At 43.6% G+C, this 18,923-nt stretch carries 17 protein-coding genes; 9 read left to right on the top strand and 8 right to left on the bottom strand.

Annotated features, from left to right (window positions below; all coding sequences use genetic code 11):
* Window positions 1-47: 47 nt before the first annotated feature.
* Window positions 48-1,448, bottom strand: a complete 1,401-nt coding sequence (yvcK, locus tag K4039_RS16385; protein WP_265236581.1) for a gluconeogenesis factor YvcK family protein — start codon at window positions 1,446-1,448, stop codon at window positions 48-50.
* Window positions 1,449-1,605: 157 nt separating this feature from the next.
* On the opposite strand from yvcK, the gene K4039_RS16380 reads away from it, so the two are divergent.
* From K4039_RS16380 to K4039_RS16345, 8 genes are all read left to right on the top strand, one after another.
* Window positions 1,606-2,388 (top strand): ABC transporter ATP-binding protein, encoded by a 783-nt coding sequence (locus K4039_RS16380; protein WP_265236579.1) that lies wholly within the window; start codon window positions 1,606-1,608, stop codon window positions 2,386-2,388.
* A gap of 121 nt (window positions 2,389-2,509) precedes the next feature.
* Window positions 2,510-2,884 carry a four helix bundle protein gene (locus tag K4039_RS16375; RefSeq protein ID WP_265236578.1) on the top strand — a complete coding sequence of 125 codons (375 nt, stop codon included), beginning with the start codon at window positions 2,510-2,512 and terminating at the stop codon, window positions 2,882-2,884.
* Window positions 2,885-3,044: 160 nt separating this feature from the next.
* The gene (locus K4039_RS16370; RefSeq protein ID WP_265236576.1) at window positions 3,045-4,571 is read left to right on the top strand and encodes an MlaD family protein; all 1,527 of its coding nucleotides are present in this window, start codon (window positions 3,045-3,047) and stop codon (window positions 4,569-4,571) included.
* 295 nt (window positions 4,572-4,866) lie between these two features.
* A complete protein-coding gene (locus tag K4039_RS16365) occupies window positions 4,867-5,622 on the top strand; it encodes a Uma2 family endonuclease (RefSeq protein WP_265236575.1) in 756 nt (251 codons plus the stop codon).
* A 40-nt stretch (window positions 5,623-5,662) separates the two neighbouring features.
* Entirely contained in the window at window positions 5,663-6,250 is a 588-nt protein-coding gene (locus K4039_RS16360; protein ID WP_265236574.1) for a Uma2 family endonuclease, read from the top strand.
* An 87-nt stretch (window positions 6,251-6,337) separates the two neighbouring features.
* Window positions 6,338-7,048: a Uma2 family endonuclease gene (locus tag K4039_RS16355; protein WP_265236572.1), complete on the top strand. Its 711-nt coding sequence runs from the start codon at window positions 6,338-6,340 to the stop codon at window positions 7,046-7,048.
* A 210-nt stretch (window positions 7,049-7,258) separates the two neighbouring features.
* Entirely contained in the window at window positions 7,259-7,654 is a 396-nt protein-coding gene (locus K4039_RS16350; RefSeq protein WP_265236571.1) for a tetratricopeptide repeat protein, read from the top strand.
* Window positions 7,655-7,695: 41 nt separating this feature from the next.
* Complete coding sequence (locus K4039_RS16345; protein ID WP_265236569.1) at window positions 7,696-10,020, top strand: glycosyltransferase; 2,325 nt, start codon at window positions 7,696-7,698, stop codon at window positions 10,018-10,020.
* A 60-nt stretch (window positions 10,021-10,080) separates the two neighbouring features.
* Here the strand turns inward: K4039_RS16345 and K4039_RS16340 are convergent, their stop codons facing one another.
* The 4 genes from K4039_RS16340 to K4039_RS16325 form a co-directional block, all read right to left on the bottom strand.
* Window positions 10,081-12,312, bottom strand: a complete 2,232-nt coding sequence (locus tag K4039_RS16340) for an O-linked N-acetylglucosamine transferase, SPINDLY family protein (RefSeq protein ID WP_265236567.1) — start codon at window positions 12,310-12,312, stop codon at window positions 10,081-10,083.
* Between the two features lie 98 nt (window positions 12,313-12,410).
* Window positions 12,411-12,944 (bottom strand): type IV pilin-like G/H family protein, encoded by a 534-nt coding sequence (locus tag K4039_RS16335; protein ID WP_265236565.1) that lies wholly within the window; start codon window positions 12,942-12,944, stop codon window positions 12,411-12,413.
* A 113-nt stretch (window positions 12,945-13,057) separates the two neighbouring features.
* Entirely contained in the window at window positions 13,058-14,374 is a 1,317-nt protein-coding gene (locus tag K4039_RS16330) for a class I SAM-dependent methyltransferase (protein ID WP_265236563.1), read from the bottom strand.
* A gap of 213 nt (window positions 14,375-14,587) precedes the next feature.
* Window positions 14,588-14,833 carry a hypothetical protein gene (locus K4039_RS16325; RefSeq protein ID WP_265236562.1) on the bottom strand — a complete coding sequence of 82 codons (246 nt, stop codon included), beginning with the start codon at window positions 14,831-14,833 and terminating at the stop codon, window positions 14,588-14,590.
* Between the two features lie 47 nt (window positions 14,834-14,880).
* Between K4039_RS16325 and K4039_RS16320 the strand changes: the two genes are divergently transcribed.
* The gene (locus K4039_RS16320; RefSeq protein WP_265236561.1) at window positions 14,881-17,004 is read left to right on the top strand and encodes a glycosyltransferase family 41 protein; all 2,124 of its coding nucleotides are present in this window, start codon (window positions 14,881-14,883) and stop codon (window positions 17,002-17,004) included.
* Between the two features lie 206 nt (window positions 17,005-17,210).
* Here the strand turns inward: K4039_RS16320 and K4039_RS16315 are convergent, their stop codons facing one another.
* The 3 genes from K4039_RS16315 to K4039_RS16305 form a co-directional block, all read right to left on the bottom strand.
* Window positions 17,211-17,816 carry a Uma2 family endonuclease gene (locus K4039_RS16315; protein ID WP_265236559.1) on the bottom strand — a complete coding sequence of 202 codons (606 nt, stop codon included), beginning with the start codon at window positions 17,814-17,816 and terminating at the stop codon, window positions 17,211-17,213.
* A 184-nt stretch (window positions 17,817-18,000) separates the two neighbouring features.
* Complete coding sequence (locus K4039_RS16310; RefSeq protein WP_321161619.1) at window positions 18,001-18,588, bottom strand: Uma2 family endonuclease; 588 nt, start codon at window positions 18,586-18,588, stop codon at window positions 18,001-18,003.
* Between the two features lie 147 nt (window positions 18,589-18,735).
* On the bottom strand, window positions 18,736-18,858 hold the full coding sequence (locus K4039_RS16305) for a hypothetical protein (RefSeq protein WP_265236557.1): 123 nt from the start codon (window positions 18,856-18,858) through the stop codon (window positions 18,736-18,738).
* Window positions 18,859-18,923 lie beyond the last annotated feature (65 nt).

The following is an 18,923-nucleotide window of genomic DNA, read 5'->3' as shown; positions in this document are numbered from 1 at the left end:
CCCCATCTCCCCATCTCCCACTCTCCCCATCTCCCCCTCAAAGCAGCTTAAATGTTCTGCGCGCGGCCGTACCAACGCAGCAACATTCCCGCCAACCTTGGAGAATTGTGGCGAATTAAACCCGTATTTTTATCTTCATCCATCACATTGGCGATGACAATTCGCCGCCCCAATTGCGTTACGGCTTCGCGATCGAGCACAACCGGATAGGAATTCTCCTGAGAATAGCGGATTAAAGATTTTGCAGATGGGACTTTTCCCTGCACTACTACAGCATCGAACAGGGGCCGGCCGCAAGCGCGATCGATCGCCCGAATGTGATCTGCAACGCTGTATCCGTCAGTTTCCCCCGGCTGAGTCATAATATTGCACACATAAATGCGCGGAACTTGACTATTGGCGATCGCATCAGCAATTTCCTTCACCAACAAATTTGGAATCACGCTCGTATAAAGACTTCCCGGCCCAATAATAATAAAATCCGCTTCCCGCAGCGCTTCGACTGCCCTGGGTAAAGCTGGAGGATTAGCAGGAGTGCAGCCAATTTTGACGATTTGGCCGTTAGCTTTGGTAATACTAGACTCCCCCTCAATTCTCCGGCCATCAGCCAGTTCTGCCCACAAAGAAACGTCGCTCAGAGTGGCCGGCAGCACTTCCCCCCTCACTGCTAAAACTTTAGAACTGGCTGCGATCGCCTGTTCCAAATCTCCAGCAATATCGCTCATTGCCGTCAAAAACAAATTCCCAAAACTGTGACCAACCAAACCGTCACCAGCCTGAAAGCGATATTGAAATAACTCAGTCAATAACTTTTCCTCATCTGCCAAAGCCGCCAAACAATTGCGAATATCCCCCGGTGGCAATACCCCAATCTCCCGCCGCAGTCGCCCAGAAGACCCGCCATCATCCGCCACGGTGACAATAGCAGTGATTTTGGCACTATAATCCTTCAATCCCCTAAGCAAGTGAGAAAGGCCTGTACCCCCTCCAATTGCTACAATTTTTGGGCCGCGGTGCAAGCGGCGGTGGGTGAGGAGTCGATCGACCAATTCCTCATTGCCTTCGGGCATCAGCACTTGAGTAATCGAGTTCAAGCTGCGAGTTTGACCCCACAGAATTAACAAAATCCCGGCAGCAATCACGATCGGCCCCGACAAGTAATTGGGAATAACTTCCGCAATCCAGGTCAAAAAATTTCTCAACAATTGCAACAGGAAAAAAATCGGAGTCATCCCAGTCCAAATCGCTAAACCCAAAGTGGCAAGTACCACACCGCTAGCACTGATCAGCAGCCACCGTTTCACCAACAGTCCGGGGGCCAACCACTTAAACCACTGGTGAACTCGCCCGTTCCGCAAAGAGGAAGGGTAAGGATTTCTGGATTGGGCAAAAACCTGCTTAGCTTTGGCAAAGACTCGCAGGGCTTTAGGAAATGAACTAATTGACATGGTTAATTAGTCTTAATGGTATTGGAATAGCTCAAGCTGACAAATTTACAATACAAGAGAGTTTTGATTCTGGCAGTCAATTTAAGTCATTAGTTATCAGTCATGAGTCATTAATGATTAGCTAGACTGATGACTGACAACATAATAGTCGCATTTTATGGCTGAGCCGCTAATCGAACTCAAGGGAGTAAGTAAGTCCTTCGGGGAGAACCCGATCCTCGATCGAGTGGATCTGAGGATTTATCGAGGAGAGGCCCTGGCAATTATTGGCCCTTCCGGGACGGGGAAATCTACGATTTTGCGGATAATCGCGGGTTTGTTGGCCCCGGATGCCGGTGAGGTTTTCGTTCAGGGACAGCGACGGGTCGGATGGGTGGACGACGTGACAGATCCGATCGGGATTGGGATGGTGTTTCAGCAAGCGGCTTTGTTTGATTCGCTGACGGTGGAGGAGAATGTCGGTTTTTTACTTTACCAGCATTCTAAGCTGCCGCGCCGCCGGATTCGGGAATTGGTCGAAGAGAAGTTACAGATGGTGGGTTTGCCGGGTATTGGCGAACGCTATCCGGCGCAGTTGTCTGGCGGAATGCGGAAGCGGGTAAGTTTTGCCCGCGCCATCATGGCGAATCCCGATAATGCGAGGGATAATCCAGAGGTTTTGTTGTACGACGAACCGACGGCGGGTTTAGATCCCATCGCCTCGACGGTAATTGAAGATTTAATCCGCGACTTGCAGGTGGCCCAAGGTGTTTGCAGCACTTATGCGATCGTCACTCACCAAGAGAGTACCATTCGCCGCACTGCCGATCGCATCGTGTTTCTCTATCGAGGAAAAGTGCAGTGGGAGGGAACTGTCAGCGATATTGCATCAACAGATAATTTGTTAATTAAACAATTTTTTAGCGGCAGCGTTACCGGCCCGATTCAAGTGATTGGATAGTCAGTTGGCAGTTGGCAGTTGATAGTTGGCAGTTGGCAGTTGGCCGTTGATAGTTGGCAGTTGTCAGTTGGCAGTTGGCCGTTGGTAGTGGTTAATTGTTTGTATTATTGGGAGATAAAATATGTCACAAACAAATTTTCAGAGGTTAGATGTTTATAAATTATCCGAAAAATTAGCTGATGAAATTTGGAATATAGTTATAAAATGGGATGCACTAGCAAAAGATACTGTCGGGAAGCAAATTATTCGCTCTGCTGATAGTATTGGTGCTAATATTGCTGAAGGAGATGGTCGAGGCAGCTATCAGGATCATCGGCGATTTATCAAAATTGCCAGAGGTTCTTTATCTGAAACAAAGCACTGGTTGAGACGGGCTTATACTAGGGAACTACTAACAAGTACGCAAGTAGAAACACTCAAGCCAATTATTGACGAACTGTCGCCCAGGCTAAACGCCTATCTAAAATCTATAGGCAACACATCACAAAAAAATTAAAAACTGCCAACTATCAACTATCAACTGCCAACGATCAACTGCCAACTATCAACTATCAACTGCCAACTATCAACTATCAACTGCCAACTATCAACTATCAACTATCAACTGCCAACTATCAACTGCCAACTGCCAACTATCAATTGCTAAAGGAGGCAATATGCGATCGCGAACTATGAGGGAAGGTTCTGTCGGGTTCTTGATTTTAGTAGGAATCGGCTTATTTGGCGGCTTAGTGCTCTGGCTGCGGGGCGTGCAGCTAGGCAACCGCAGCTACAAATTCGCCGTAGAATTTGCCAGCGCCCAGGGAATGCAAATAGGCACCCCCGTCAGGTATCGCGGGGTTGCAGTCGGTAAAATTACCACACTAAAACCCAGTTCCAACGGCGTAGACGTGACGCTGGAGATTGCCCCCGGTACTTTAGTTATGCCGCGCGATGTTACGATCGAAGCGAATAAATCGGGTTTAATTGGCGAATCGTCGATCGACATTAGCCCCAACTCAATTTTGCCAGATTCCTTACTTACCGCCAATCCCTTTAGTGCCGACTGTCCCCCAGAAATTATCTGCAAAAATTCGCGCTTAAAAGGTCAAGCTGGAGTCAGTCTAGACGAACTAATTCGCTCCACAGTCCGCCTAGCTAATTTATACACCGACCCCGCGCTCTTCAACAATATTAAATCAATTGCAGAGAATACAGTCAGTACAGCTAAAGGTGCAGCTAAACTCACTCAAGATTTATCAAGTTTAACTCAGACTGCCAAAACAGAAATCAAAACATTGAATAAATCTGTAACGGGAGATGTTGGTAAATTAAGTGAGTCGGTAAAAACCGAATTGGCAACCTTAAATCAATCCTTGAAAGGGGAAGCTAACAGTTTAAATCAATCTTTGAAAGGGGAGGCAACCAGTTTAAATAAATCATTAAAAGGAGAAGTAAGCAGTTTAAATCAATCGCTCAAGGGGGAAATATCAGGAGTCGCCGCAGATGTTTCTAAAGTAGCAGCCACAGCGGACACTTCCACAAAAGCCGTATCCGCAGCCGCGATAAATTCAGCCAATTCAGTAACTCAAGCAGCCAATAAAATTACATTAACAGCCAACGAAGTCAATTCATTAGTAACAACCAACCGCGCCAGCTTAGTCTCAACCCTGAATAACATCAATCAAAGCAGCCAAGAATTGCGGGTAGCCGTCAGCGGTTTAAGTCCAACAATTAATCGCATCAACCAAGGACAATTGCTCAATAATTTAGAGATTTTATCAGCAAATGCTGCCCAAGCTTCTGGTAATTTGCGAGATTTATCCAACCAGGTAAACAATCCCGCAACTTTGCTATTATTGCAGCAAACTCTAGATTCTGCACGAGCTACATTTCAAAACGTGCAGAAAATAACTTCTGACGTTGATGAAGTGACCGGAGATCCGGCTTTCCGCAACAACATTCGCAGGTTATTCAACGGATTGGGAGGCTTATTGGGTTCGACAGAACAACTGCGGCAACAAGTTAAAGTCGCTCAAACATTAGCTCCGATTTCTGAAAAAATAAATGCGAGAACAACTGCGATAACTCAATCAGTCAAGCCGAGATTTCCCAGTTTGCACAAACAAGACAAATTGCCTATTATACCTCCTGATCAAGCTGTAAAATCAGCAGAACCAGTTGCTTCTGAAAATACTCCTTGAGACATGATACAATTGAATAATCACAATCATTACAAGATTCGTGATTTTCTTTATTTATACCAAAAAAAATCAATTCAACAATATTGGTAGTGTCGCCAGAGAGCGTATCCTAAAAAAGACATAAAATCTTATAGCGACGCACCAGTAACAATTTTTGAGGAAACAAACTCAACTAAGAGTGTTGTAGCAACGATTTTTTAAATTGGTATTAGCAACTTGCACATTGCGAACTCCGGGATTAAAGTTTCTGTTCAAATTCTATCAAAAAAAGCCTTTTAGCCGAAACAAAAAAACAATGACGCAAACATTATCGAAACCTGCCGAAACCAAAACCAAGTATAATATCACTTGGGAAAAGTTGCCAGACGACTTTCAATTACCGGATGATCCCGTGGAAAACATCGACCAACCACTTTTAGCCGCCGCCCTAGGAGAAGCCTTGGATCTCGCAGGATTTATCATCGCTTCGATGCTGATAGCTTCCAATTTTGGACTCTGTGCGAAAGTTAACGACAAAACAGTAGTAAAAGCACCAGATTGGGTGTACGTTCCCTCGGTATTGCCAGCAGAACCAGGAGAAGTTCGCCGCAGTTATACGCGGAATGCTGAGGGAGAAGTACCCGCAGTAGTGATGGAGTTTTTATCGGATAATAACGGCAGTGAATATTCCATAAAACCAACGTATCCTTACGGAAAATGGCGGTTTTATGAACGCTTTTTGCAAGTGCCAGTTTATGTAATTTTTGAGCCTAAATTTGGAGTATTGGAAGTGTACAGACTCTCAGAATCGGGAGAGTACGAACTGCAAGAACCGGATGCTAATCAGCGATTTTGGATAGAATCAATGGGTTTATTTTTGGGGGTTTGGGAAGGTAAAAAATCTCAGAGAACGGGTTATTGGTTGCGCTGGTGGGATGCCAATGGCAATTTGTTGCTGTGGGGTGTCGAACGGGTGGAACAGGAACATCAACGGGCCGAAGAGGAACGCCAACGAGCCGATCGCCTAATGGCATACTTGATCAGTCAGGGTATCGATCCTGATGCCATTTGAAGGTCGATTTTTGATTTTTGATTGAGAATTAAGGAGCGCCATGACTGCAACAACATTAGCAGAGAAATTAGATCAACCGTTGCTATTTCCAGGGTTAAGTTGGGAACAATTCAAAACTTTAGAACCGATGCTGGATATTCCAGGAGTTCGGCTGTCATTTTTAGATGGGATACTGGAGATTCAGAAAATGCCTGGAAGAAAACACGAAACAGCCAAGGGACGTATCGGTGCGTTGGTAGAAACTTACATGATGGCGGCAGGAATCGATTTCACCCCTACGGAGTCTCTGACTTTAGAAAATGAATCGCGATTGGTGAAGTGTGAAGTAGATAAGTCTTACGAATTGGGCGTTGACAGAGAACGTCCAGATTTAGCGATCGAAGTAGTCGTTACTAGGGGCGGAATTGATAAGCTAGAGGCTTACAAACGGCTGCGAATCCCCGAAGTCTGGTTTTGGCAAAACAGCCGACTGTCTTTATATGCTCTGGGACAGGAAGGATACGAACCGATTGCGAGTTCCCAATTGCTCCCAGAACTCGATATTGCTTTACTTGTCAGGTGTGTTAATATAACCAGTCATGTTGAGGCAATTAAGGAATTCAAAATGGCGATCGATCTCAATTCTTAGTCAAAAATATTGAGTAACTGTGACATCATTGAAGAATTGGTAGCAAAAAGGTCTATAATAGAACTACAACTCACAGGAAGCACGACCATGAGAACAGTCGTTCCCACCCTCAAATCATCTGAAATTATCTACCCCAGTGCGGATGGAAAACCCGTGGCAGAAACTTACGACCACCTTTATGCAATTCTAACCACTTTAGAAGTCCTCAAGCAATACCTGAGCGGACAGCGCGCTACCGTTTTGGCTAACCAGTTTTTATATTACGCTGAAGGTTTCCCAAAATTGCGTACTGCACCGGATGTTATGGTAATTTATGATGTGGAACCGGGAGGCAGAGATAATTATAAAATCTGGTTAGAAGGGCAAGTTCCGAAGGTAGTTTTTGAAATTACTTCACCGAGTACGCAGTCGGAAGATAAAGTTACGAAAAAAGACTTGTACGAAAGTTTAGAAGTTCAGGAATATTGGTTGTTTGACCCCAAAGGACAATGGATACCCGAAAAATTGCGGGGATATCGACTGTGGGAAGATGGCTATCAATTAATTACTGACAGTCGCAGTGAAGTGCTGCAATTGCGTTTGGAAATAGAGGGAAAACTCATCGGTTTTTATCGGGAGGATAATGGAGAAAAATTACTGATTCCTGATGAATTAGCCTCGGCATTAGAAGCGCAACGCCAGCGCGCCGAAACTGAACGCCTGCGCGCCGAAGCTGAAAGTCAGCGGGCTGCTGAACTCGAATCTTTGCTAGCGCGTTATCGAGATCAGTTTGGCGAATTGCCTGATGGTAACAGCTAAAAAATCAGCGGCCGATCGCACTTCATCGATCTCGATCGCCCGCGTGCTATTCTTAGCTAAATATTCTTGACAAATCTCAGCTTTTTTGTTTTATCTCGAATTGCTGTCAAATTTTAAATGGGAGGGGCGATCGTTTTGCGATCGAACTTGGGCAATCTAGAGATAGGTGCTTCGTGAGTGCCTGGAAAACAGCGACGCTAAGGGTTAGCAATGGAAAGTACACAGAAAAAATCTAGTGATAGTCGGGTTCATAAGGGCGATCGCATTAAGCAGATTTTTGCGTTAGTATCGATGGTTGGTTTTGCTGGTTCGGCGATTTTTGGGATTGTGAGCCTGTTCAGCAGCGGTTTGAGCAGTCAGCACCAACAAAAACAGGCGACGGCTGCTGTTTCTCAGGAGTCTCTGCTGGCGGCGCAGGAACGGGGATATGAGACGGTTTTGCGGCGGGAACCTCAGAATCGGACGGCTCTGGAGGGGTTGGCAAATGTGCGGTTGGGGATGAATAATGCTAAAGGGGCGATCGAGCCTTTGGAGAAGTTGGTGAAGTTGAATCCTGACAGAGCTGATTATCAGGCGCTGTTGGCGCAGGCGAAGGGGAAAAAGTAGAGTAAATAGTTAAAATTTTAGGTGAGAGCAAAGGTTAATATATGACCCCAAAATTAGGCGCTATGCCTGTGCAATGCAAAATTTGTGAATCAGATAGCCGTCATTTTGCGATCGCTAAAATAATAAATAAATACGATATAGATTATTTTCAATGTTCTAATTGCGGATTTGTTCAAACCGAGGAACCTTACTGGCTTGACGAAGCTTATTCTCAGGCAATAGCAAGTAGTGATGTTGGCTTAGTTTATAGAAATCTTTCATTTTCACATTTTACAAAAATTCTGCTTTTTAACTTCTTCAATCATCAAGAAAATTTTCTTGATTACGGAGGCGGCTACGGTTTATTTGTCAGGTTGATGAGAGATGCGGGATTTGATTTTTACTGGTTTGACAAGTTTTGTCAAAATCTTTTTGCTCAAGGCTTTGAGATTGATGAAACAGAAAACAACCCATTTGAATTAGTGACTGCTTTTGAAGTGTTTGAGCATCTAGTTCACCCAATTTGCGAATTGGAAGACATATTAAAAAAATCCCGAAATATTTTATTCAGCACCGAATTGCTGCCAGAAAGCAATCCTAAGCCTGATGAGTGGTGGTACTACGTGCTCCACGAAGGTCAACACATTGCTATTTACACAGCTAAATCTCTGGCTATCATTGCCGCTAAGTTCAATCTCAATCTTTATTCTAATGGTTCGTCTCTACATTTGCTGACTGAAAAAGAGCTGCCGGACAATGTATTTGAACAATTGGCAAAAGGAGAATTAGCAGCGGTTAATAAAGTGTCGCTTTTACAGAATGATTACTTAAAAGCTGTTCAAAAATTCACTACTAGCCAGCATTCAGAAAATATAAATCCTCGTCAAATCGAGAATGATAGCGACGAGCCAAACCCGGTGAATATAATTGTAGACGGTGTCTTCTTCCAATTGTACAGAACAGGTATCGCCCGCGTTTGGCAGTCACTCCTAGAAGAGTGGGGAAAAAATGGTTTTGGTAAGCATATAATTGTGCTTGATAGAGCGGGAACATCTCCCAAAATTGCAGGTATTAGATACCTTAATATCCCTCCTTACGACTACGAAACAAGGGAAACGGATAGGGAAATGCTACAGCAAGTCTGCGATCAAGAGGGTGCCGATATATTTATCTCCACTTACTACACAACACCCCTATCAACTCCTTCTGTATTCATGGCTTATGACATGATTCCAGAAGTATTACGGGCAAATTTGGATGAGCCGATGTGGAGGGAAAAACATCATGCTATCCGCCATGCTTCTGCATATATTTCAATTTCAGAAAATACAGCGCGGGACTTGACAAAATTTTTCCCAGACATTCCCCTAGAATCTATAACGGTAGCTCATTGTGGAGTGGAAAATCTTTTCGCGCCAGCGAGTCAAGAAAAAATTAATAGTTTTAAAATAAAGTACGGTATCTCAAAACCCTACTTTATTTCAGTCGGAAGTGGGTCTGATTATAAAAATATTATCTTGTTTTTTCAGGCTTTTGGAAAACTTGCTAGTCAACAAGGATTTGAGATTGTTTGTACAGGGACTGGAATTTTATTAGAAGGAGATTTGAGAAATTATACTTTGGGAAGTGTTGTGCATAAGCTACACCTCAGCGATGATGAATTGAGATTAGCTTATGCAGGTGCTGTAGCTCTGATTTATCCGTCAAAATATGAAGGTTTTGGGATGCCTGTGTTAGAGGCTATGTCCTGCGGTTGTCCGGTTATCACTTGTCCCAATGCGTCGATTCCTGAAGTGGCGGGGGAAGCAGCTTTATATGTGAATGATGAGGATGTTGAGGGTTTAGCCGATGCACTGTGCGAGGTACAAAAGCCGAAAATCCGTAATTCATTGATTGCGGCTGGTTTGCAACGGGCGCAAAAGTTTTCTTGGTCAAAAATGGCGCAAACTATGAGCGCTGCATTGATTAATGCGACTCTCTTACCTTTCAATCTGAGAGATATTAATTTGATCGTTTTCCCAGATTGGTCGCAACCAGAAGAGTCTTTGGGTTTAGAATTAGAGGGAGTTGTCAGGGCGATCGCAACTCACGCAGACAAAAGTAACATAACTCTTTTGGTAGACACGACCAATATTTCTGATGAAGATGCTAATCTCGCTTTATCTAGCGTGGTGATGAATCTTTTAATGGAAGAAGATTTAGATGTTTCCGATGGGCTGGAAATTTCCCTGATTGGACAGTTGAGTAAAATTCAGTGGTCAGCTTTGATACCTCGACTTCACAGTCGGATTGTCTTGGAGAATGAGAACACAGAGGCGATCGCACAAGCTAAAGCAGATCGCCTTTCCTCATTTGAACTAGACCGTTTTATGCAGGAGAGTAACTGATGAATGCAGCGAATTTGTGCAGCCAGTTGCTCCACAAACTACTCATTCGTATTAGCTCCATCAATGATTTTTGTCAACATATATCTGCCACATTTGCTCGTAAGCTTTTTCCATCTCTCGCGTAAATTGCTTGCCATTCCACAGCGGCGCAGTTTGTCGTGATTGCCGCAATTTCCAAGATATTTGCTGCCGCAAAGCCGCATCTTTTCCTAAACGAATTCCCCATTCTACATACTCTTCGTCAGTCCAAGCAATCCCTTCAGAAATACCTGCATTCATCATCATCGTGTAGCTGTTGCGAGCGGCAAACTGCTGCCCCACACGGGTTACTATCGGAACACACATCCATAGCGTCTCCATTGTAGTTGTAGCTCCGTTGTAGGGGTAAGTATCGAGTACCACATCTGCAATGCCCAAATTAGCTCTGTGTTCTGCCTCCGATCCTGCCAACGGTAAAAATCGCAGCCTGTCCCCATCCACCCCCTCTGATTCGGCAATTTCGACAAAAAACTTTTTGATTGATTCTTGCTCCGCCAAACCTTTAATTAAGAAATAACTATTCGGTACTCTTTTAAGAATTTGCATTTGCAGTCGTGTGGTATCGGGGTGATACTTGTATCCCCTCTGAGCGCTAAGATAAATCACAGCATCACTGCCGATATCCAAACTATCGCGTCGCAGCGTTGGCACCCCAACCTCAAAACCATCGACTGCTATGTAAGTTTGAGGCAAACGCCAGATTTTTTCCGCATAGTAGTCCTGAGCAGATTCTGGTAAAACGTAAGGATCGGCAATATAGTAATCAATAGTTGGTAGGTTCGACGCATCCCAACCCAGCCAAGTCACCTGAACAGGTGCTGGTTTAATGGCCATAGTTTCACAAGTAGTTGTCAGTGTGATGCTATCAAGATCGACTAAAATATCGATTTCATCTTCGGAAATTTTCTCAGCAGCTTCCTGACCGTTTAATCCTAATTTATAAGCTTTATCAACTTTGCTAATATACCAATCTTCTAACTTGTCGCGGTTCATTTCAGAGCCAAACAGGTAAAGATTTACTTCAAATCGCTCCAAATCGCGGTACTCAAACACCCACCGGGCTAACCACCCCACAGAATGGTTGCGTAAACAATGAGAAATATATCCAATTTTTAACCGTTTTTTAGGCTCACTGTTTAGTATAGGCGCTCGCCACTTACGGCACTGAGCTATCTTTTCCTTAGCGTAATTTTCAACGTTGAATTTAGCAAGCTGGGCTATTTGACGGCGAATTTGTAGATTTTCATCGGGTTTATCCTGAAAGTATGGGAAAAAAAAGACTGCTGAAAATAAGCGAGATGTGGCGGTTGAACCGAGGGAGTCCGGTTGCTGCTCCAACAAAGACACTAACAGGGATTTGTTTGTTTCCAACGCTAAACAAAATTCATCCCAATAGCCACCAGCACTCATTAAACTTCGCAGAATCAGGAAATTAGCATAAACTTTATTTGCTAAGCCTTCCATAACTGAATAGCACAACTTAGCAGTTTCTATTCCTTTGGTATACTGGGCAGTATCTTGATAAAAACAAGACACAGCAGCCAGTAATTCTGGATGTTTTGGAGCCACAATCAAGGCTAACTCTGTGAAGCGTGCTGCTAACTCCACTTGCTTTGCCGAGTAAGAAATCTTATAAACAAATGGTATTAAAATACTTAAAAAAGTTAGGGTTTCTTTGACGTGGGCTGTACTAGCTTCCGTAAAGTCAAAGGATGACTGATAAAACGGACCCCTGTCTAAAACATTCTTCAATACTTGCATTAATAGCTCAAAGTCTACGCTGTTTGCTGGTTCTGACTTGAGCAGCTCAATGACACCTATATCTACCAATTCCTCTCCTGTATATGTCTCAAGCATGGTAGACAGCCCGATCGAATGCAACAGGTTATTGATATCCGTAGGATTCATTTCCCTGATGTGCTGCCGAATTGCCCAAGCCACTGCATAGTCACCCAGATCCCGCTGTCTATCCGCCTCTGTTTGCAGAACCTGTATTAGTTCCTGGGTCCAACACTCTATTTCTTCAGGTTCTCCCTCTGCCACTGCCAACAGCCAAGTAGTCTGAGCTTCTACCTCTTGTCCCTGCAATAGCAACATCAACCCTAACTGCCAGTAGTAGGACTTGACACTTGGTTCCTCTTCAATAGCCTGTTCGTAGAGCAAAGCCGCCTGAACATAATTTCCTTGGAGCAGAAATTGATCAGTTTTTTGCTGCCAATCAGATCCTAAAGCCGATAAATCACTAGAAACCATATACTAAGCTGTTAAAAACCGTTTTTACAGAATAGAGCGGGTAGGACTCTGTGTTCTACCCGCTCTCGTCAACAAGCCATGCTTGTTATGCCGAACAATTACTTGGTAACTTGTTCCATGTTAGTTCCACAGCTGAGTTGAGTTCCATCATTAGTAGGCGGATTAGCATTACCAACACCCGCACCCGAAACCTGACAAAGTATGCTCTGGGTGGTTTTTGCCTCGCCAGCAGTAACCAACCCTACCCCCCCAGCATATCCTTTGAGAGCGGTAGCCGCCGTAGGAACCGGGTTTCCAATGGTCGTAGCTCCCGATCCATCTGCTAGAACTCCCACTGCGTAAGTATAGTTAGATGTTTGAGTTTTGATACCTAGACCCAAAATGGCAACATCACTCCCAAACTTAGTATTCTCTGCGTAATAAGCCTGCTGACCCTTGTTAATTGAACTGACATACTGCTTGGCTTCAGACTGCTTGGCTTTGTTAGCTTGGCTGAGGAACGCAGGCAAAGCAATAGCAGACAAAATACCGATGATGATGATAACAACCAGCAGTTCAATCAGGGTGAAACCTTGATCCTGTCTTCTTTTGTTGATGTGTTGCAGGAACTTGGCTTTAAATTCGGTCTTCATAATTTTTGTCTCCTTGAGGGGGTGGAATGCTTGTTTCTAACTCTTATATGTAACTTACCCAGTTTCCCGGGCTTTGCTATCATCCCCTCCATTTTTTTTAATTTTTCTGGCGACTAACGCTCCAAAAGCACGTACAGAAAGACTTCTAGGCTAGTCAACAATTCCTTGACTTGATCGAAGGCTGTCTCCTGGGCTGCGGGTTCTAGATTAACAGCAGACTTGGCTGGGTTCTGCAACCACTTTTGGACTAGGGACAACGCAGACTGTGGCCCATCCCACAGAGGTAACAAGCAAGCAGCAATTTTACTGTCGATCGCCACCGGTGCTAAGGTTGGCACAATAATATAACGACTAATCTCAAACGGTGTATCGCTGGCAATGCAATTACTCAAGTCTTCCCTCGCCTCGGAAGTCCTGAGTTGAGGATGCAAATGCACCTGCGCCGACTGCCAGTCAGCCTCCGTCCATTCCGCAACAGGCACAAAAGCCTCAGTGCCGGGATTCCCGCACCAGAAATCAAACAAGCGGTGCTGGGGATGCAACAGTTCAAATAAATGCAGCCGCTCTTCCACAGAAGTTTCTGGCAGACTCATCGCCAAAAACGCGGGTAAATCATCTGGATCTTTAAACAAATCCATCAACTCCCAGCGCCGCCACGCTAGCATACTTATAAACTCTAGATCGGCTGCTCTCAAAAGTGCAAACAGTTCAGGCACGCTACAGCCTTTGTCACCCAGCAATAGATAGTTTGACAGAATCCACGTCTCATCGTTTGCGCGAGCGGAATTCCAACTAACTGCTTTGAGCCATATTTCATCTTGCAGCGCGTCCATAGTTTCCCGGACTATTTCAATCTCCAACTCGCCTGGGGTTCCATTCATCAATCCCATTGTTTTGAAAGCAGCTTGAGCGCGAAATACTCCCGCCCTACCAATGGAACTGTGCAGGTTAGTCCGAATAATACCATCAGGTTTGAGAACCGATTTCATCGCCTGCAATCCTGCAACAGCGTCGGGCAATAAATAAAGCACTTCGTCAGCATTAATGTAGTCGAACTGCAAACCTAAACTGGGTAATTCTTCTATTTGCATCGCATGAAATTCGGCATTCTCAAATCCGTGATATTGCAAGCGGTGGCGGGCTAATTTGACAGATTCTTCTGATAAATCAATGCCCACAATTTTAGCTCCCGGATTAGCGGCAGCCAAAATTAAGGATTTGTATCCGCTACCGCATCCCGCATCCAGAATAAATTTTCCTTCTGTATTGATAACTTTCCGATTTCTGAAGTAGTAAGCAGTTACGAGGTTGTGCAGGTAAAGCGACTCATACTCAGAGTCAGGAGATTTTTCGAGGGGAATTCTGGGAAAAGGGGCATAGTCAAATTGCTGGCGAATTTGGTCTATTAAATCAGATTCTTGATTTTTCATTTTGAATTATTTTTGATGCCGTTAAATTTTCCGGTGGAATCCTCTATTATAAAACACTACGGTTCAGTTAAGCCAGATCCCCCCTAACCCCCCTTAAAAAGGGTGGGACAAAAAGTTGTTCAAAGTCCCCCTTCTTAAGGGGGATTTAGGGGGATCTCCGGGAAACAAATAGCGTTAACCCAAGCGTATTGTATTATAAAATGGAAAGGCATTTCATCCACTCGATCGCCCAACCAGCACATCCATGAACACCAACATCAGCCCCATCCTCAAAGTATTCTGCTTCTCCGCCGCCCTTTCCCTTGCCATCAAATACGCAGGGCCCAGCCTATCCATACCCTCCACCGACTTAAACGCCCTCATCGCCGTGGTTTCCCCCAGTATCATCCTAGCTGCGATCCTAGGCTGGCGGGCATGGCAACAGCAGCCGAGATAGCTGGTGAGGAACGTATCGCACAAAACAGCAAAAGCCCCACAATACCCAACAATACAGGACAGACTATCAAATGGATCTAACCACCTTAAATCTCAAACCATTAAACTTGCTCATTTTCCCCGATTGGAGCCAACCAGAAGAATTGCTATATTTAGAGTTAGCAGCAATCATTAAAAGTATTATAACTCATCCCGATAGCCATTATCTAGCACTCTTAATAGACATCACCGACATTATAGAATCATCTGAATTAGATGCTAATTTAATTTTGTCAGGAATTCTTATGGATCTCTGCATGGAAGAAGATTTAGATTCTAGCACAGAACCGGAAATTATTTTATTAGAAAACCTCAGTCAAAGCCAGTGGGAAAATATTTTGCCACAAATTAAATATCGAATTAAGTTAGTGGCGGAAAACCAAACAGCACTAGCCGAATCCGGGGCTGACAAAATTCCTGTATTGCAACAGGATAAACTTAGCGATATAACCCTTGAATCCCAAGCATCACGGTTAATAGACTTTGGCAACACACTCTACCGTCAAGGAAGATATGAAGAAGCCATTAAGCACTATCAAAGGTTTTCACAATCCCATATAGGAGATGTAGAACTATTTGTTAACTTCAGCGATTGTTGGCGAAACCTCAGCCAAATTACAGCAGCGATCGCAATCGTTGAAGAAGGAATTCGCCATTACCCGACAGCCGGAAAACTGCACTTTGAATTGATTAAAATTTTCCATCTAAACGGACGTATAAAACAAGCTCTTTCAAACTCCGAAATGGCTGCCAATATTCTGCCGAATGAATACGTTTTTAAACTTTTAAAACACTTAACATTGCCCATAATTTACAATACACTAGAAGAAATTAATTTTTACCGAGATAGATTTGTCATAGAATTAGAAAAATTAATTAGTGAAACATCTCTAATAACTCTAGAAGACAAAATAAATGCTTGCATCGGTTTGAGGAGTTTTACTAATTTTTACCTAGCCTATCAAGCCCACAATGTTGTGGAATCACAATCAAAATATGCCAATTTAGTTCATCAAATCATGGCAGCCAACTATCCCCAGTGGGTACAACAGCAACCCATGCCTCCACTGCTGGAAAATAGCAAAATCAGAGTCGGTTATATTTCTAGTTACTTGTATTCTTACAGTGGAACTTTATGGTTAACTGGCTGGTTGCGTTATACCGATACACACAACATTGAAATTTACTGTTACCACACAGGTAATTATACCGATTTAATTACAGAACAATTTCGCGAATATAGTGATGTATTTCGCCACATTCCTCATGACTTAGAAGCTGTAGCCAAACAAGTTATTGAGGATAAATTGCATATTCTTGTATTTCCTGAAATTGGCATGGATGCACCAACGATACAATTAGCAGCTTTGCGCCTCGCGCCCGTGCAATGTTCGGCATGGGGACATCCTGTAACCTCTGGTTTGCCAACCATTGACTATTTTATTTCCAGCGAATTGATGGAACCGGAAAATGCACAATCGCATTACTCAGAAACCTTAATTAAGTTGCCTAATATTGGCGTTTCTTACCCAAAACCCACCGTCGGAGAATTAAACAATAGTCGCTTAGATTTTGACCTTCGAGAAGATGCAGTCATTTATTTTTGCTGCCAAGCGCCTTTCAAATACTTACCGCAATATGATTTTATTTTAGCAGAAATTGCCTTGCGGGTTCCGCAAGCTCAGTTTATTTTTCCGCGTGGCGAACTATTGCGGGAACGGCTCAAGCGGGCTTTTGCTGCTGTTAATCTCGATAGCGAAGATTACTGTGTATTTCGAGCGATTGCAACTCGACAAGAATATATAGCAATTAACTTTCTTGCCGATGTTTTCTTGGATACTTTCACTTGGTCGGGGGGAAATACGTCTTTGGAGGCGATCGCCTGTAATTTACCTATAGTAACCTGTCCGGGAGAATTTATGCGGGGACTGCACGCTTATAGCTTTCTCAAAATGCTGGGAGTAACCGACACAATTGCCCAAAATGAAGAGGAATACATTCAAATTGCTGTTAATTTGGGTTTAGATTCTGAGTGGCGGCGAGATGTTGCACAACGCATGAGTCAGCGACACGATCATTTGTTTGACGATAAAATTTGTGTGACAGCTTTAGAGGGTTTTTATCAAAAAATTGTTCGAGAAAGACTTGAAAGTTAAAGCAATTTTAATAAATGTTTTTGAGAATGTTGGGCGGAGTGAAACGGAGGGTTGTTTCCTAATCCCTTGAAAATAACAGGTGCGTCGCTATGAGATTGTCGCTCTTTTTTGAGGATAGTCGATAGCGACGCACCCTACGGCTACTAGCTGCTGTAGAGATATAGATGAAAACACCGCCCTGGCACTAAAAGAGATATCCTAGATTTTTAAGTCGGCATAATGTCGTCGAGTTTCAGTTGTAAATTTGGAAACAAGTAAGAAGAAATAGTATCTCCCAAGCGATATTGTTGCTGCTGGTATGCACCATTAACTAATTGGCAGACTGTGAAAGTCGGTTGCTTTGGATTGCCGATAAATTGCCAACCACCCAAGCCCCGAAAGTCCACAATCCAATATTCGGGGATATTCAAAAAAGCGTACTCTTCCACTTTTCTTGCATAATCATCTTGCCAATTAGTGCTGACCACTTCAGCAACAAGCTTAATGGTACTACCGTTACAAATAACTGGTTCTTTTTGCCAAAGTGGTTCTTGACTTAGTTCTGCTTTATCTAAAATAATTATGTCAGGACGCAGCGCTGTAGCTTCAGCATATAGTGGTTTGATTAGACAATTTTTTGGCACCAACCAGTTGAAGTTATCCCGAAAAATTTCGACATAAATTCTACCCGCAATGCTCCCGGCAACAGCTTCGTGAGGACCAGTAGGTGACCTGTCTCTGAGTTCTCCATCAATTAGTTCATAGCGTGTATTATCCCCATATTGGGAGATAAACTCCTCAAAGCTAAATAATTTTGGTGTAGTGTAGGTCATTGATCGTGTTTTAATGGGATGTAATTTAATTTTAAGTAATATGCGATCGCACTCTCAGATTGACAATTTCGCCCGATCGCCCTTATTGCCCTGTTTGCCCCAGTATCATTATAGATGCACTTCTAGACTGGCGAACCCAACCCACTCAAACCGACTTAAGCATAACAAAATAAGCCCGATCGCCCTAACCAGCAATTCCCCTCCTAAACTCCCTCATCGCTTCCACACTCGAAGCCATCAGCAAACAGCGACACAGTAAATTAATATCTAAATCTGGCAAAACAACACTTGCAGAAATTGTAGCATAACCCTCAGAACCCAAGCGATACATAGCCAACACACCATCCTCCCAGAACCAAACCTCAGCAACTCCCAACACTCGATAGCGCTCCAATTTTCTGACAGTACCGCTCGTGAAAACAACTTCGATACATAAATCTGGAGGAGAATTTTGGGTGATGCGTCTGCCAATAAAATAAGATTCATCAGCTTGTACAGACACTATCCCTTCATTTTCTTGAGTAAAGCTTCCCGTAGGTGCAAACTCAATTTCATTTTCGGCGCAGTAAATAGCCAGCAGCGTACAAATTGTCCTACTAAAAAATTCGTGTTCCGGGGAAACTGCCAAGATTTCTACTTCTCCTCTGCAATAAAACAACTTGATTCCAGGGGAGTCAGAAAACCCCTGTTCAATTAGTTTGAACTGTTCCCAGCTAATCCCAGAATGAATGAACCGTTGGTCTATTGGCCGTAAAAGTGTCTGTGTCATCATGCCACTCTCTATTAAACTACTGAAATTATATTAAACAATTATGATTTACTTCTGCCGTAAGCTATAATGTTTTTGGCAATCTCCTCATTCATTGCATCTTTCCTGTCTGAAGAACAGGCAAGATGCCTGTTCCACAAAATATCAAGTTTATTGTGGGGTGTCTCGCCCGCCCTTGAAAAACTGATTAACAATGGTGCAATATCTAAGTTCGATCGCCCTTTCGTTACCTTCCAACCCCAACCAAGCCTCACAGTAGAGAGTTGGCATCATAGTCTCAATGCCTAATTATACAACTCAAGGTCAATTCTAGGGACAAGGCTGCCCTCGAAAGAGCG

It is taken from the genome of Lyngbya sp. CCAP 1446/10, assembly GCF_026130175.1.
GTDB lineage: Bacteria > Cyanobacteriota > Cyanobacteriia > Cyanobacteriales > Microcoleaceae > Microcoleus.
This window is presented reverse-complemented; position numbering and strand designations above follow the sequence as displayed.

What these genes read in the sequence shown, in the direction of transcription:
- K4039_RS16380 (WP_265236579.1), top strand. Translation starts at nt 1,606, where the DNA reads ATGGCTGAGCCGCTAATCGAACTCAAGGGAGTAAGTAAGTCCTTCGGG.
- K4039_RS16370 (WP_265236576.1), top strand. Translation starts at nt 3,045, where the DNA reads ATGCGATCGCGAACTATGAGGGAAGGTTCTGTCGGGTTCTTGATTTTA.
- K4039_RS16375 (WP_265236578.1), top strand. Translation starts at nt 2,510, where the DNA reads ATGTCACAAACAAATTTTCAGAGGTTAGATGTTTATAAATTATCCGAA.
- K4039_RS16355 (WP_265236572.1), top strand. Translation starts at nt 6,338, where the DNA reads ATGAGAACAGTCGTTCCCACCCTCAAATCATCTGAAATTATCTACCCC.
- K4039_RS16310 (WP_321161619.1), bottom strand. Translation starts at nt 18,588, where the DNA reads ATGATGACACAGACACTTTTACGGCCAATAGACCAACGGTTCATTCAT.
- K4039_RS16335 (WP_265236565.1), bottom strand. Translation starts at nt 12,944, where the DNA reads ATGAAGACCGAATTTAAAGCCAAGTTCCTGCAACACATCAACAAAAGA.
- K4039_RS16360 (WP_265236574.1), top strand. Translation starts at nt 5,663, where the DNA reads ATGACTGCAACAACATTAGCAGAGAAATTAGATCAACCGTTGCTATTT.
- K4039_RS16340 (WP_265236567.1), bottom strand. Translation starts at nt 12,312, where the DNA reads ATGGTTTCTAGTGATTTATCGGCTTTAGGATCTGATTGGCAGCAAAAA.
- K4039_RS16330 (WP_265236563.1), bottom strand. Translation starts at nt 14,374, where the DNA reads ATGAAAAATCAAGAATCTGATTTAATAGACCAAATTCGCCAGCAATTT.
- K4039_RS16350 (WP_265236571.1), top strand. Translation starts at nt 7,259, where the DNA reads ATGGAAAGTACACAGAAAAAATCTAGTGATAGTCGGGTTCATAAGGGC.
- yvcK (WP_265236581.1), bottom strand. Translation starts at nt 1,448, where the DNA reads ATGTCAATTAGTTCATTTCCTAAAGCCCTGCGAGTCTTTGCCAAAGCT.
- K4039_RS16305 (WP_265236557.1), bottom strand. Translation starts at nt 18,858, where the DNA reads ATGATGCCAACTCTCTACTGTGAGGCTTGGTTGGGGTTGGAAGGTAAC.
- K4039_RS16320 (WP_265236561.1), top strand. Translation starts at nt 14,881, where the DNA reads ATGGATCTAACCACCTTAAATCTCAAACCATTAAACTTGCTCATTTTC.
- K4039_RS16315 (WP_265236559.1), bottom strand. Translation starts at nt 17,816, where the DNA reads ATGACCTACACTACACCAAAATTATTTAGCTTTGAGGAGTTTATCTCC.
- K4039_RS16345 (WP_265236569.1), top strand. Translation starts at nt 7,696, where the DNA reads ATGACCCCAAAATTAGGCGCTATGCCTGTGCAATGCAAAATTTGTGAA.
- K4039_RS16365 (WP_265236575.1), top strand. Translation starts at nt 4,867, where the DNA reads ATGACGCAAACATTATCGAAACCTGCCGAAACCAAAACCAAGTATAAT.